This window comes from Copranaerobaculum intestinale, from assembly GCF_009831105.1.
Classification (GTDB): Bacteria; Bacillota_I; Bacilli_A; order Erysipelotrichales; family Erysipelotrichaceae; genus Copranaerobaculum; species Copranaerobaculum intestinale.
Genome location: NZ_WUUQ01000006.1, coordinates 39,644 through 52,254 on the forward strand (window position 1 = coordinate 39,644; position 12,611 = coordinate 52,254).

At 42.0% G+C, this 12,611-nt stretch carries 17 protein-coding genes; 14 read left to right on the forward strand and 3 right to left on the reverse strand.

Features of this window, described 5'->3' with window-relative positions; genetic code table 11:
* Nucleotides 1–71: 71 nt before the first annotated feature.
* The gene (locus GSF08_RS10410; RefSeq protein WP_249806097.1) at nt 72–1,577 is read right to left on the reverse strand and encodes a carboxypeptidase M32; all 1,506 of its coding nucleotides are present in this window, start codon (nt 1,575–1,577) and stop codon (nt 72–74) included.
* Between the two features lie 112 nt (nt 1,578–1,689).
* Between GSF08_RS10410 and GSF08_RS10415 the strand changes: the two genes are divergently transcribed.
* Genes GSF08_RS10415 through GSF08_RS10425 form a run of 3 tightly spaced genes read left to right on the forward strand, consistent with a single transcriptional unit; the run spans nt 1,690 to nt 3,385 of the window.
* Nucleotides 1,690–2,151, forward strand: a complete 462-nt coding sequence (locus GSF08_RS10415) for a phosphatidylglycerophosphatase A family protein (RefSeq protein WP_160625724.1) — start codon at nt 1,690–1,692, stop codon at nt 2,149–2,151.
* Nucleotides 2,152–2,174: 23 nt separating this feature from the next.
* Nucleotides 2,175–2,600 (forward strand): DUF6568 family protein, encoded by a 426-nt coding sequence (locus tag GSF08_RS10420; protein WP_160625725.1) that lies wholly within the window; start codon nt 2,175–2,177, stop codon nt 2,598–2,600.
* Nucleotides 2,570–3,385 (forward strand): AAC(3) family N-acetyltransferase, encoded by an 816-nt coding sequence (locus GSF08_RS10425; protein ID WP_160625726.1) that lies wholly within the window; start codon nt 2,570–2,572, stop codon nt 3,383–3,385. The genes GSF08_RS10420 and GSF08_RS10425 overlap by 31 nt, the downstream gene beginning before the upstream one ends.
* Before the next feature lie 15 nt (nt 3,386–3,400).
* On the opposite strand, the gene GSF08_RS10430 is transcribed toward GSF08_RS10425, so the two are convergent.
* Together GSF08_RS10430 and GSF08_RS10435 are read right to left on the reverse strand one after the other, a co-directional pair.
* Nucleotides 3,401–3,937, reverse strand: a complete 537-nt coding sequence (locus tag GSF08_RS10430) for a GNAT family N-acetyltransferase (RefSeq protein ID WP_249806099.1) — start codon at nt 3,935–3,937, stop codon at nt 3,401–3,403.
* Entirely contained in the window at nt 3,937–4,815 is an 879-nt protein-coding gene (locus tag GSF08_RS10435) for a VIT1/CCC1 transporter family protein (RefSeq protein WP_160625727.1), read from the reverse strand. The genes GSF08_RS10430 and GSF08_RS10435 overlap by 1 nt, the downstream gene beginning before the upstream one ends.
* A 210-nt stretch (nt 4,816–5,025) precedes the next feature.
* On the opposite strand from GSF08_RS10435, the gene GSF08_RS10440 reads away from it, so the two are divergent.
* From GSF08_RS10440 to GSF08_RS10490, 11 genes are all read left to right on the forward strand, one after another.
* Complete coding sequence (locus GSF08_RS10440; protein WP_160625728.1) at nt 5,026–5,658, forward strand: SGNH/GDSL hydrolase family protein; 633 nt, start codon at nt 5,026–5,028, stop codon at nt 5,656–5,658.
* Nucleotides 5,655–6,026 (forward strand): hypothetical protein, encoded by a 372-nt coding sequence (locus GSF08_RS10445; RefSeq protein WP_160625729.1) that lies wholly within the window; start codon nt 5,655–5,657, stop codon nt 6,024–6,026. The genes GSF08_RS10440 and GSF08_RS10445 overlap by 4 nt, the downstream gene beginning before the upstream one ends.
* A 58-nt stretch (nt 6,027–6,084) precedes the next feature.
* Nucleotides 6,085–6,855, forward strand: a complete 771-nt coding sequence (locus GSF08_RS10450; RefSeq protein ID WP_347338003.1) for a polysaccharide deacetylase family protein — start codon at nt 6,085–6,087, stop codon at nt 6,853–6,855.
* Between the two features lie 103 nt (nt 6,856–6,958).
* Nucleotides 6,959–7,780: a MurR/RpiR family transcriptional regulator gene (locus tag GSF08_RS10455; protein ID WP_160625730.1), complete on the forward strand. Its 822-nt coding sequence runs from the start codon at nt 6,959–6,961 to the stop codon at nt 7,778–7,780.
* A 180-nt stretch (nt 7,781–7,960) separates the two neighbouring features.
* Nucleotides 7,961–8,377, forward strand: a complete 417-nt coding sequence (locus GSF08_RS10460) for a PTS sugar transporter subunit IIA (RefSeq protein ID WP_160625731.1) — start codon at nt 7,961–7,963, stop codon at nt 8,375–8,377.
* A gap of 4 nt (nt 8,378–8,381) precedes the next feature.
* Nucleotides 8,382–8,864 (forward strand): PTS sugar transporter subunit IIB, encoded by a 483-nt coding sequence (locus GSF08_RS10465; protein ID WP_160625732.1) that lies wholly within the window; start codon nt 8,382–8,384, stop codon nt 8,862–8,864.
* Nucleotides 8,865–8,885: 21 nt separating this feature from the next.
* A complete protein-coding gene (locus GSF08_RS10470; RefSeq protein WP_160625733.1) occupies nt 8,886–9,644 on the forward strand; it encodes a PTS mannose/fructose/sorbose/N-acetylgalactosamine transporter subunit IIC in 759 nt (252 codons plus the stop codon).
* A 1-nt stretch (nt 9,645) separates the two neighbouring features.
* The gene (locus tag GSF08_RS10475) at nt 9,646–10,476 is read left to right on the forward strand and encodes a PTS system mannose/fructose/sorbose family transporter subunit IID (RefSeq protein ID WP_249806104.1); all 831 of its coding nucleotides are present in this window, start codon (nt 9,646–9,648) and stop codon (nt 10,474–10,476) included.
* An 18-nt stretch (nt 10,477–10,494) separates the two neighbouring features.
* Entirely contained in the window at nt 10,495–11,220 is a 726-nt protein-coding gene (locus GSF08_RS10480) for an N-acetylmannosamine-6-phosphate 2-epimerase (protein WP_160625734.1), read from the forward strand.
* A gap of 40 nt (nt 11,221–11,260) precedes the next feature.
* Nucleotides 11,261–11,797 (forward strand): hypothetical protein, encoded by a 537-nt coding sequence (locus GSF08_RS10485; RefSeq protein WP_160625735.1) that lies wholly within the window; start codon nt 11,261–11,263, stop codon nt 11,795–11,797.
* Nucleotides 11,794–12,588, forward strand: coding sequence for a Nif3-like dinuclear metal center hexameric protein (locus GSF08_RS10490; protein ID WP_160625736.1), 795 nt, complete (start codon nt 11,794–11,796; stop codon nt 12,586–12,588). The genes GSF08_RS10485 and GSF08_RS10490 overlap by 4 nt, the downstream gene beginning before the upstream one ends.
* Nucleotides 12,589–12,611 lie beyond the last annotated feature (23 nt).

Consider the following 12,611-nt stretch of genomic DNA (forward strand, 5'->3'; position numbering starts at 1 on the left):
GCTAATGCAAATATCAAATCATACAGGTATTAAAAAAACGGATTCCTTGATCGTGAATCCGTTTTTTGTGTTTATACCTGATATATAGAACTGTATTTCTGAATGAGATAATCGATATAATATTGCGGATTGAATGGTTCGCCGGTTACCCGCTTTAAAATTTCTTCGCTTGGTAAGTAGGAACCATATTTATGAATGTTGTCATGCAGCCACTTTGCGATTACCTCGAAATGATTTTGTGCGAGCAGGGAATCGACATCCAGGTCTTTCATCATTTGATGATAGAATTGCGCGCTGAAGGCACTGCCGAGTGCATAAGTCGGGAAATAACCGATCTGACCGCTGCCCCAGTGCATATCCTGTAAAATACCCTCAGCTGGATTAGCTGGACGTATTCCTAAATATTCTTCATATTTATCCGCCCAGATCTGATCCAGATGATCAAGCGGCATGTCCTCGTTGAAGATGGCTTTCTCCAGTTCATAGCGGATCAAAATATGAATCGGATAGGTCAGCTCATCCGCATCAGTACGAATCAGCGAAGGATGAGAAATATTGATTTGTTTCATGAAGCTGTCCAAATCCACTTTGCCGAGCTCTTGAGGAAACAGCTCCTGCAATGCAGGATAGTTGTTGACCCAAAAGCTGCGGTTTCTGCCGATATAATTCTCCAGCATTCTGCTTTGTGATTCATGAATGCCCATACTCATATTTTCACCGAGCACATGGGTATTGTCATATTCAGAATCTACCTGCATACCGTAAAGTGCGTGACCGTACTCATGAATGATCGAGAAAATGCTGCTGGTGATAAAATCCTCATCGTAGGCAGTTGTCAAACGGGTGTCGCCGGGGCCAACCTTCATCGTATACGGATGCATTGAAACACCCATATAACATTTGCTTGCGTCAAAGTGCAGATATTCCTTAACAACCTCTATGAAAGCCGCCTGTTTCTCAGCATCGAAGTGCTGATGCATCGCTGAATCATCGATTTGCTTACCCTCTTTACCGATTTTTTGGATAAAGGGAAGCAGCTCCTGTTTGATTTTGGCAAAAAAAGCATCGTATTTTTTGATGTTCATTCCTGGTTCATAATCATCTAAGAGCATATCATAGGGTGTGCCGTTTTCAGCTCGATAGGAAAGCAGTTTTTTCAATGCCTGAATTGTCTTTTTCAGATATGGCTCAAAAATAGCATAATCCTTTTTTTGCTTGGCTTCTTCCCAAGCTACAGAGCTATCTGCAATCAGATTTTGATAAGCCACATATTCCGCTTTGGGGATAATGCGAATATCACGAAGCAGCCGCAGCCGCTGCCGTACGCTCTCTTTTGTGATGTCATCCAAATCGTCCAGCTTCAGCATCGCTTCCAGCTTTTCGAGATTTTTCGGATCGGTCATATAGCTGAAGGATTCACCTTCCAAAATGGATGTCAGCTTATTGCGCATCGCTGCGCCGGCTTTTGGGGCAATCGTCGTTTTATCAAAGTAAATGATAGAATTTGCCAGCTGATACGCCGCGCACATTTCTTCATAGTCTTGATAGAATTTCACATAGTCATTTGTATTCATCATTTTCACCTCTAAGGGTATTGTACCCGAACTTATAAAAATACTCAATTTTTAAACTGCTGAATATTGAAATATTTGTTATAATAAATATATATCATGGAAAGAAGGTGAAGACATGTATCAGAAGTGCGTAGATATGCTGCATAGCCGGGGTGTACAGCTGCAGGATATAGCGGACTGCGTCATGTTTCTGCAAAAGAAATATCAGCCGGGGCTGACCAGTGAAAAGTGTATGACGGCGATTGATACCGTGCTTCACAAGCGGGAAGTCCAACACGCGATTATTACCGGCATCTACTTGGATCGTGCTGCCGAACAAGGAATCATGGATGATCATGATTTGGAACACATATTGATGAATGACAATCCGCTGTATGGGATTGATGAAGTGCTCGCTTATGGAATCTGTAACTTGTATGGTTCGATCGCCCTGACAAATTATGGCTATATTGATAAGGTAAAGCCTGGGATCATCGAGAAACTGAATATCAAGGGTGAACAATGCAATACATTTTTAGATGATATCGTGGGTGCGATTGCGGCTGCCGCTGCATCAAAGCTGGCTCACAATGTATAACTGACGTCGAAAGGGGAATCGAAATGAAGAAGCTGCTGATCATGTCCTGCTGTCTGTTGGCAGTCATGACTGGATGTAAAAAAGAAACAAAAATGGAAACAGAACATGTCGTGCAGCTGAGCGCGGAAGAGGTCAATAAAAAGATACGGCGCAAAACCGGATCTTTCCTTCTATATCTCACGACTGATGAGTGTTATTCCTGCAATGAATACGACAAAGTGCTAGCGAAGCTCCAGAAAAATGCATCGTTTAAAATTTATTTTGTGCTGGTTGACGATGAAGATGAGGAGCAGCTGCGTGAATTAAAAATGACACTTGGCAATTATGAGACATTGCCGATGACCTATTATATCCAGGATGGAAAAGTAAGCAAAGAGAATACAAAGGCAGGATATATGGAAAAGGATGAATACAGGAAATGGCTGCAGAAATTGGACGTCATAAAATAGAATCAACGATAGATGTGACTGCTTCGAAAAGTGATATCATCGAGATGCTGGAAAGCATGGGCGTACAGCGGGGAATGCTGCTGCTGGTTCAGGGGGATATGCGCCGTTTGGGCTATGTGTGCGGTGGTGCGCAGGCATTGATTGAAGCATTGATGGAAGCAGTTAGCTATGAGGGAACGATCGTAATGCCTGCCTTTACGGATTCGCTCGTTGATCCAAGCTGTATGCGTAAGCAGGTGTTGGAGCGTGACTGCTGGGACGATGTTCGTCATGCAGCACTGCCGTTTGATCGAAAAAAAACGGTAGATGGATTGAAGGATACTCTGGCGCTGCAGTTTATGCGAAATGAGGGGGTGCTTCGTTCTTATCATCCTTTACATTCTTTTCTTGCATGGGGAAAATATGCGAAGGTGCTATGTGATAAGCATCCGCTGCATTTCTCATTGTCGAAGGATTCACCCTTGGGACGGCTATATGATATGAATGCGTTTGTTCTTGAGCTGGGTGTTTCCTACCGAAACTGTGTAGTGTTCCATTTAGCGCATTATTATGATGAAACGGAGCCGATTCATGTGGTGTGTGCGCCAATTGAAAAAGGCCAGCGCATGATTTGGAAGGATATGCTCGATCTGGATTTTGACAACACCGCTTATGAAACACTAGGAGAAATCATGGAAGACCGCAATATCGTCAAAGAAGGCTTTTTGAACCGCGGTTTATGCAGACTTTTCTCAGCCCGTGAAGCAGTGAATATTGCCAATGCATATTTTCATATTCAAAAATAAACGCCTGAGATCATTTCAGGCGTTTTTTATGAAATCTTTTTTACGTGCGCTGTAGATCAGATGCGGCATTTCAATATCGTAATAATGCTTTGTAAATTTGCCGCGCACTTCCATGCTATTGTTGAGGGCAACATTGCGGGAAGCGATATTATTTTCGCGGATGATGGAATATACTTCATCAAATTCCAGCTGTTTAAACGCGTAGATACGGCAGGCACTGGCAGCTTCTATCGCGAAACCCTGATGCCAGTGGTTACGATTCAGAAGATAACCGATTTCCGGTACTTCTTTTCCCGGGATCTTTTGCATGGTAATTCCACACTGTCCGATCACTTCACCGGTTTCCTTCAGCACGACTGCCCATAATCCAAAGCCATCCTTCTGATATCGGATGATCTGATGAGTGATCCAATCTTTTACTTCCTGATCGCTGAATGCGTGTTCGTATGCATACATCGTTTGTTCATCTTGCAGGATAGAGGCAATTGCTTTTGTATCACGCATCGTCATTTCCCGCAGCATAAGGCGGCTGGTTTCCAAAATCACATGCATCAGATATCAATTCCTAAAAATTGTTTTACCAAAAGACCGATAACAAAGGAGATAACCGCTACACCTAAAGAGATACACGCCATTTCTAAAAAGCGGGAGGAGAACTTATAATCCTTTGCAACGCTGATATAGTAATTGAAGAAAAAGATAATCAGCAATACGATCGCCAGCATTGTCAACAAGGCATACAGATACATCTCATTTCCAAAAATGAGATATGGGGTTACCAGCAGCACAACAGTGATCAAATAAGCAATACCGGTATATATACAAGATTTTAAGGCATTGGGATTGCCGTCAGCCCGTTCAGCCAGATAGTTGCTTGCGGCCATGGAAAGGGTTGCGGAAATACCAGTGATAATACCGGACATCGCTACTAATCGAGTATTGGTAAGGGCAAATGTCATGCCGGCAATGGTGCCGGTAAGTTCAACCAGGGCATCATTCAAGCCCAGTACCATGCTTCCTACATACTGTAGCCGCTCTTCATCCAGCATATGGATGATGGCCTGTTCGTGGCCGCGTTCATCCTTTTCCATGGCGATTGCTTCGGGAAACTGCTTGATCATTACATCGTATTCCTGCTGCGCAAGTTGCTCATCCTTTTGAATAATTTTTAAGACAAAGGTAAAGCCGAGCAGGATACTCAATAGATTCAATCGGAATAATTTGAAGGAATCCGGCTTTACCTCGGTGTTTGTATAATGCTTCCAAACTGCCGCATGATCATTTTCATCCCGCGACATCTGTTCCAACAGCCGGCGGTTTTCCTCGTGCTTTTCACGCTTTGCCATTTTCTGATACAACAGTGCTCCGGTTACTTCATCCCGCTGACGTTTTAGCAGCAATGTTCTTAATTCCTGACTTAATTCCATCATGATCCCTCCTTTATGTTCATATGCTTGATGCTTGAATCGTGTTTTCCTAGCGGACAATGTCATCATTTACAAGGATAATCCAAATCATCAATTTGCTCCTCTTAATCTTACTTATTTTAACGTAATTTTGATCAGAATACCATACATTTCCTTTTATGTATGAGAAGTGAAGCAGGTTTATGATAGAATATAAAAAAAGGAGGAACCAATATGAAAGTAGTATGTTTTGGAGATTCCAACACATGGGGATATAATCCGATGGATGGCTCCCGCTATGATGAAAAGACGCGCTGGCCAAGATTGTTGGAACAGTACGGAAAATTTGAAGTAGTGGAAGAGGGGCTGAACGGCCGGACAATTTCTTTTGAAGATCCGTTGAATCCTAATCGCTGCGGGCAGAAGATCTTACAAATGGTGTTAGAGACTCATAAACCATTCGATGTTTTGATTATCATGCTGGGAACCAATGATATGATCGAAATGCACCATTGTGACAGTATGTCGATTGCGACCGGGATTCGTAATTTGATTCGAATTGCCAAGAACCCTTATCTGTGGGAGGATTATCCGATACCGGAAATTTTGGTGGTTGCCCCGCTGTTATTTCATCCCTGTATGGAAAATGTGCCGGATATGATTACCTATTATGGGACAGAAAGTTTTCAGAAAGCTCATGAGCTTCCTGACTATATGAAAGCATTTTGTGATCAGTACGGCTGTCATTTTATGAACGCAGCCGACTTTGCCTGTGCGTCTGAAATAGACGGTGTTCACTTGGATGAAGAAGGACATGCGGCTTTAGCACGTGGTATTGCGGCAAAGCTGCTTGAGATCGGCGCATGATGAAAAAACTGACTTTGGTTTTGCTTGCTTTACTGATCAGCGGCTGTGGATTCAAACGGGAAACCGCTATTGAAGCCGTCAGCAACTATGACAAGGGAGATGAAGCTGAACTGAAAACAGTTTGGCATGATAAGCATGCCAAATTGATGAAGGTAAAGACCGGTATCTATTACTTTTTGTTTGTGAACGGAAAAGAATATGTAAGCGAAGTTCACATCAAACACGAGGATGATGGTCGGCTGGATATTCGCTATGAAACAACTTCAAAAAAAACATCGGATGCTTTTATTCTATATAAGATTGATGCTCAGAAAGAAATAACCGGAATTCAAATTTATCAAAACGGCGGGAAAGTTTACAGCGAGTAGATTAAACAGTGAGTGAAAAGCACATATTCGGGAATACTATCGGCAAGGATGTGATAGTGTGCTGAAGAAACCATTGTTGATCAAAGTGAGTTTATGCTGTATCGGCTTTCTCGCTTTTGTTTTTGCTTTAAACGCGGTCGGAGGTCCGTATCTGAATGCGGTATTTTCAAAGGAAGCATCGGTTGTGTCCCAGCCGAAAAAGAAAGTGATGTATCTGACATTTGATGACGGGCCTTCTCAAAATACCCCGGAAGTATTAAAGATTTTGAAGAAATATAAGATTCACGCAACCTTTTTTGTAACCGGTGCCGAGTTGGATTACGCTTCTTATATCAAACAGGCGTATGAGGAAGGGAATGTGATTGGCATTCACAGCTATTCGCACGAGTATGATGAAATTTATCAAAGTGAATCAGCTTATCTGGAAGATCTGCGCAAAACCAGTGATTTAATTTTGGAACAGACCGGACATAAAACAAATCTGTTTCGGTTTCCCGGCGGTTCCAGCAATACCGTATCAAGACGTTATAGTCCCGGTATTATAACTGCATTGACGAAAAAGCTGACAGCGTGCGGTTATCAGTATTATGACTGGAATGCTTCTAACGGTGACGGCAATCCGAACCTGGACAGCAATACGCTGGTAAATCAGGCGCTTCGAGAAACAAAAGGACTGGACGAGGTAATGATGCTGATGCATGACGGAACCGGTAATCACGCAACCGTAGAAGCGCTTCCTATCTTAATTGAAGCATTTCAAAAACAGGGCTATACGTTTGAAGTAATTCAAACGGGAACAGATGGTTTTCATCATCATATCGCAAATTGATCATAAGCATTTCATAGATGCAGCTCGATTTCTAGTTTAGATTTTCACAAAGACGTGTTAAAATTGACATAACAAACATAGGAGAACAGGGGTTGTTTAAAAAATGAAAACAAAATCAGTGATAGCGGATTATTATCCCAATCTCACAAAGACAGAAAAAAAGATTGCAGATTTTATTATGAAGGATTTTGATAATCAGTTCTCTACCATGACGCTTTCAGAGCTTTCGAATCACTTATCTCTGGGAGAAGCATCCATTGTGAGGTTTTGTCAAAAGATACAATTTAAGGGATTTCAAGATTTGAAATTTGCATTGGCACTGGATGATGCTCAGGAACAAAATGCATTTGATCAAGATAATTATATGGACTGTGTCGCAAGCAATATGATGAATGCTATCCATGAAACCAGGGGGATGGTCAATGCGGAAGAATTATCAAGGGCGATCACATTGATTCATGACAGTGATTACACGTATTTCTTTGGAGTCGGTTCCAGTGCTTTTGTTGCTGAAATGGCAGAAGAACGATTTTTAAGAATCGGGAAACGCACAAAATGCATTAAGGAGTCACATATTCAGTGCGCGCAGGCATCGATATGTAATGAACATGATGTAATTGTGGCAATTTCATTATCAGGAGCAACCAGTGATTTACTCATGGCACTGAGAATTGCCAGAACGAATGGGTGCCGGATGATTGCTATCACCAATCATGAGTTATCACCGATTGCTCAGTTATCCGATATGGTGCTTATTACGTGTGGAAAAGAGAGTCCGGTGACTGGTGGAACCTTAACCGCGATGACGACGCAGATGTATATTGTTGATCTATTGTGTACAGGTTATTCCATACGTTATCCATATGAGTCTAAAACCAGTGAACAAAAGGTATCGAGTGCGATCAATGAAAAGCTGAACCAGTAGATCTGGTTCTTTTTTTTGGAGTTAAACTCCAAAAGTGTAAAAAATAATTGTATTTTTTTGTAAGGAAGGGTTTACATTTGCCAAATTCAGTGCTATTCTGTATTCAAGTGGAGTGAAACTCCATAAAATGCAGACTATTTGGAGCGCTCTAGTCTGATAAAGGAAAGGCAGGTAAATTCATTGTTAGGAATTGTAGTATGTACACATTCAAATTTCGCAGCCGGAATTCATGATGCTCTCACCATGATTGCTGGACCACAAGATGATTTTGAGGTCATGGGCTTTCAAACCGGTGAGGATATGTTGGAATACAGCGAACGTTTAAAAGCGATCGCTCAACGTTTTGAAGACCGTAAACAGCCTTATGTATTTGTTGTAGATTTGTTTGGGGCTACCCCATTTAATGCGTCAGCAGCGGCTTTGTCTGCCTTTGACACAACTGTGATCAGCGGTGTTAATCTTCCGCTGCTCTTAGAGTTAGTATTGCAAAGAGAACACGCGCAGGATATACCAGCTTTATTGGAAACAGCGGTTCAATCAGCTAAAGATAGTATTCAGCTGGTAAAGATGCGTGAAATGTTCAATACAAAGGGGTGATGATATGTTAACACTGGCACGCTGCGATGATCGTTTGATTCATGGACAATGTATGACGGTCATTATTAAGGAATATGATATCCAGCATATATTGGTCGTTGATGATTTTACTGCTGGTAATCCTATTTTGAAAACTGTTTTTCAAACTGCTGTTCCTTCCAATATGACAGCGAATGTCTATTCTGTTAAGGAAGCAATCGAACCAATCAAAACAGCAATGAAGGATCAAGTGAAAACTTTGCTGTTGATGAAAAACCCAATCGTTTATGAAGAGCTTCGCAGGCACATTGAGGATTTGCCGATGGAGCTTAACATCGGCCCGATGAGTAATCGTAAGGGTACTGTAGCGGCAACCCCGCAGGCACAGCTGCTGCCGGATGAAGCAGAAGCTATTAAGCATTTGACGGCGGATGGCGTACGCGTATTTTTCCGTCAGATACCATCGCAAAAAGCGGTTGAATGGGATGAAGTAAAAGATCGATTTTAGGATCCGATAGGAGGAAATGATATGTCATTGATTCAGGCATTATTACTTGGATTATTCGGCTGGATGAGCTCAATTTATTCACCGGTGCTCATTTCAGGACTTGGCGGCTGGTATACACTAGGCCGACCGCTTGTCTCAGGTATGGTGATTGGTATTATTTTGGGGGATGTGAAAACCGGTATTATTCTTGGTGCTGCCGTACAGGCACTTTACATCGGTTTGGTTACTCCGGGCGGAACGATGCCGGCTGATGTTAACTATGCGGCGTGGATTGGTATTCCCCTAGCAATGGTTGCCGGAGCCGGTAAGGAATATGCGCTGGCATTAGCGGTTCCATTGAGCTTTTTGGGAGTAGCGGCGGTTTACTCTACCGTAGCGATCAACTTATATTTTGTTCATCGTCAAGATCATTTGATTGATGAAGGGAAATTAGCACAGGCTGCCAGAATTCCAATGGTTGGACAGATTACGAATTTTGTATTCCGTTTCACACCGATTTTTCTGATCAACTTTCTAGGAGCGGATGTCGTTACAGAAATAGTTAAGGTAATTCCGCAGTGGTTTACAGATATTCTGCAAATATTCGCCAGCATGCTTCCGATCGTCGGATTTACTTTATTACTAAAGATGATCGTGAAGTCCAACTTTGATTTATTGTTCTTTGTATTCGGATTTATCATGGTATCCGTAGGCGGCTTATCTATGATCCCGATTGTTATCGTGGCAAGTGTTCTTGCCTATATTGATTTCAAATACAGTAAAGATAAGGAGGCTGCTTAATATGAGTACAGAAAACAAACAGCTTCTCTCTAAAAAGGCGATTCGGCGTGCCTATTGGGATTGGATGTTCTGGAATTTATCAGTACAGAATTTTGAGCGTATGGAAGGACCGGGCATCGTTAAAATGCTTGCTGATGTACGTGAAGAGCTTTATCCAAACGATGTGAAAGCACAGCAGGAAATGATGCAGCGTCATACGATTTTCTTCAATACAGAGCCTTTCTTAGGATGTATTGTACCGGGTATCGTGTTGGGAATGGAAGCGGAAAAAGCCCGCGGCGGTGATGTGTCAGAAGAATTTATCAACGCGATAAAGACCGCTTTGATGGGACCGTTTGCGGGTATCGGAGATTCTTTATTGCCGGGTACGCTTTGTCCGATCTTATTGTCCATTGCAATGGGATTATCCAAGAACGGTGAAATTACCGGTCCATTATTCTATATCTTTGTATTCTTGGGTATCATGCTTCCGCTGACATGGTTCTTATTCAACTATGGATGCAAGGCGGGAGCGAATGCCGCACAGATGGTATTGGCAAATGGTATCAAGGATAAGGTCACAAAAGCAGCGGAGATCATCGGTTTAGTTGTAGTAGGAGCAGTAACCGCCTCCTATGCGAAAGTGAATATTGGATTTGTTTATGCAAGCGGTAAAATGAAAATCGATCTGAACAGCATTATTAATTCAATTTTACCTGGCTTGCCAGTGCTGTTAACAGCATTTTTAGGATACTATTTGATGGTTAAGAAAAAATGGTCAGTTAACCGCATGATGTTATTTTTCTTGATCGTGGCAATCATCGGATATGTAACAACAATTTTAGCTGTATAATTCAAAGGAGGTTGTGCTATGCATCAGGCAGTAGAGAAATTGATCCATAAAATCATCGTGTCATGCCAGGCATATGAAGATACTCCTTTGTACGGAGCTGATTACATGAAGCGGATGGCGGAATGTGCCATCATGGGCGGAGCCGCAGGAATACGGGCATGTTGGCCGCAAGATATAAAGGCGATCAGGGAATGCTGTGATAAACCGATAATCGGTATCAATAAGTATATTACCGAAGGGGATCCTTTGGATGAAATCATCATTACTCCCACTTTTGAAGCAGCCGAAGAGGTAATAGAAGCCGGAGCGGATATTATAGGCTTGGATTGTACAATACGGCCAAGCCGAGGTTTTGAGGAATTGACAAAGCTATTGGAACATATTAAGAAAATATATCCTGATATTGCTATTATGGCGGATATTGCCTCTTATGAGGAAGGAATAAAAGTCGCTGAAACAGGTTTGGTCGATATTATCTCGACAACCTTGTCCGGTTATACGCGAGCAACGTTATGCGACTATGGGGATGAACCCAATGTGGAATTGCTGAAGCAACTGAAAGCAAGTATATCCATTCCGATCAATGCGGAGGGCAGAGTTTGGGAACTTTCTCATTTAAGCTCATTGTTAGATGCTGGTGCGGATATGGTAACAATCGGCACGGCAATCACCAGACCGCATTTAATTACCAAACGCTTTACAGATTTTAATAACGAATATTTGAAGCATCTTACAGGAAAGTGAAGATTCACTTTCCTGTACTTTCATATAAGGAGGAAACTTTATGCAATATTCATTTACATTTACGCTGTCAGCGGATGAATATGTAGAATTTATCCGCTGGCAGGCATTGCAGGCAAAGCTGTATCGGGGTTTGCGCATGCTGATCAATGCCAGCATCATAACCTTTTTAATCTGCACGGTAATTTTCTTTACGCTGTATAAAAGCTGGATATGGATGGGGATTGTGATTGCGTTGGGTTTCCTATGGCTTTTATATGGCGCTCCCTATACATTTCAGCTTCTGTTGAAGCATCGAATTCAAAAAGATATACTAACAAAGCTGGGAATTACCGGTTTTCAGCCGGTCACCATTGATTTTGATTCGCATGGCGTGCATTATCAAATGCATGAGAAACGTTTTCTCCCTTATGAACAGATTATAAAAGTAATACCTTTACACAATGTATTTGTCATCATAGGCAGTAGTCATGATACACTGTTATTGCCTTATACAGTTTTTTCAGATGACAGCAGTATGCGAACATTTTTAAGAGATTTTGAAAAGCAATGTAATGAATGGAAGGGGACTAGTATATGAAAATAAAAGATGTCATACTTGATTTACAAAAAAACCAAACCTGGGTGAATTGGAACCATACCCGCGATCATATTTTAGCCGGCGATGAGAATCAGGAAGTAACTGGAATCGGAGTATGCTGGGTAGCAACCAAACAAATGATTGAGGCGGCGCATAAAGCTGGTCTGAATTTTGTGATCACTCATGAAAATCCCTTCTATGATTGTTCTACGAATCCTCAAACTGCTGTTTGGGAAGCCGTTTTAGAAAAGCAAGCATTGATTAAAAAATATAATATTGTACTGTATCGCTGTCATGATGGATGGGATATGTTCCCTGAATACGGGGTAGCCGATCAATGGGCGAAGCGGCTTGGATATGCATTTGAGCCTAGATTATTAAATTCTTACAATCAGTATGCGCAGATTCCCGAGCAAAGTGTTGCGGAAATAGCGCAGCACGTGGCAGCTGTGCTCAGTCAGGATGGTGAGAATGGAGCATATGTTTTCGGAGATCCAACCAAACGTGTCAGACGCTTAGCCATCGGAACCGGGGCAGCGACAAATATCTTTTCGATGCTGGATTATCGTCCGGATGCTGTGATCGTCAGTGATGACGGTATTACCAATTGGTATGCAGCACAATTTGCGATCGACCATGATCTTCCGCTGATTGTTGTGAATCATGCGGGGTGTGAAATTTGCGGCATGAAGGCTATGGAAGCATATTTAAAACAGCAGCTTCCCCCAAATATCAAGGTTATGTACATCGCTGAAGGATTCGATATTCACTATTATACAAGTGAAGCATAAATGAACGGAATGATAAGCAGGTA

Coding starts and splice junctions, on each gene's coding strand:
- GSF08_RS10480 (WP_160625734.1), top strand. CDS start 10,495: ATGCATCAGGCAGTAGAGAAATTGATCCATAAAATCATCGTGTCATGC.
- GSF08_RS10415 (WP_160625724.1), top strand. CDS start 1,690: ATGTATCAGAAGTGCGTAGATATGCTGCATAGCCGGGGTGTACAGCTG.
- GSF08_RS10425 (WP_160625726.1), top strand. CDS start 2,570: ATGGCTGCAGAAATTGGACGTCATAAAATAGAATCAACGATAGATGTG.
- GSF08_RS10410 (WP_249806097.1), bottom strand. CDS start 1,577: ATGATGAATACAAATGACTATGTGAAATTCTATCAAGACTATGAAGAA.
- GSF08_RS10420 (WP_160625725.1), top strand. CDS start 2,175: ATGAAGAAGCTGCTGATCATGTCCTGCTGTCTGTTGGCAGTCATGACT.
- GSF08_RS10430 (WP_249806099.1), bottom strand. CDS start 3,937: ATGCATGTGATTTTGGAAACCAGCCGCCTTATGCTGCGGGAAATGACG.
- GSF08_RS10445 (WP_160625729.1), top strand. CDS start 5,655: ATGATGAAAAAACTGACTTTGGTTTTGCTTGCTTTACTGATCAGCGGC.
- GSF08_RS10475 (WP_249806104.1), top strand. CDS start 9,646: ATGAGTACAGAAAACAAACAGCTTCTCTCTAAAAAGGCGATTCGGCGT.
- GSF08_RS10455 (WP_160625730.1), top strand. CDS start 6,959: ATGAAAACAAAATCAGTGATAGCGGATTATTATCCCAATCTCACAAAG.
- GSF08_RS10440 (WP_160625728.1), top strand. CDS start 5,026: ATGAAAGTAGTATGTTTTGGAGATTCCAACACATGGGGATATAATCCG.
- GSF08_RS10435 (WP_160625727.1), bottom strand. CDS start 4,815: ATGATGGAATTAAGTCAGGAATTAAGAACATTGCTGCTAAAACGTCAG.
- GSF08_RS10485 (WP_160625735.1), top strand. CDS start 11,261: ATGCAATATTCATTTACATTTACGCTGTCAGCGGATGAATATGTAGAA.
- GSF08_RS10490 (WP_160625736.1), top strand. CDS start 11,794: ATGAAAATAAAAGATGTCATACTTGATTTACAAAAAAACCAAACCTGG.
- GSF08_RS10465 (WP_160625732.1), top strand. CDS start 8,382: ATGTTAACACTGGCACGCTGCGATGATCGTTTGATTCATGGACAATGT.
- GSF08_RS10470 (WP_160625733.1), top strand. CDS start 8,886: ATGTCATTGATTCAGGCATTATTACTTGGATTATTCGGCTGGATGAGC.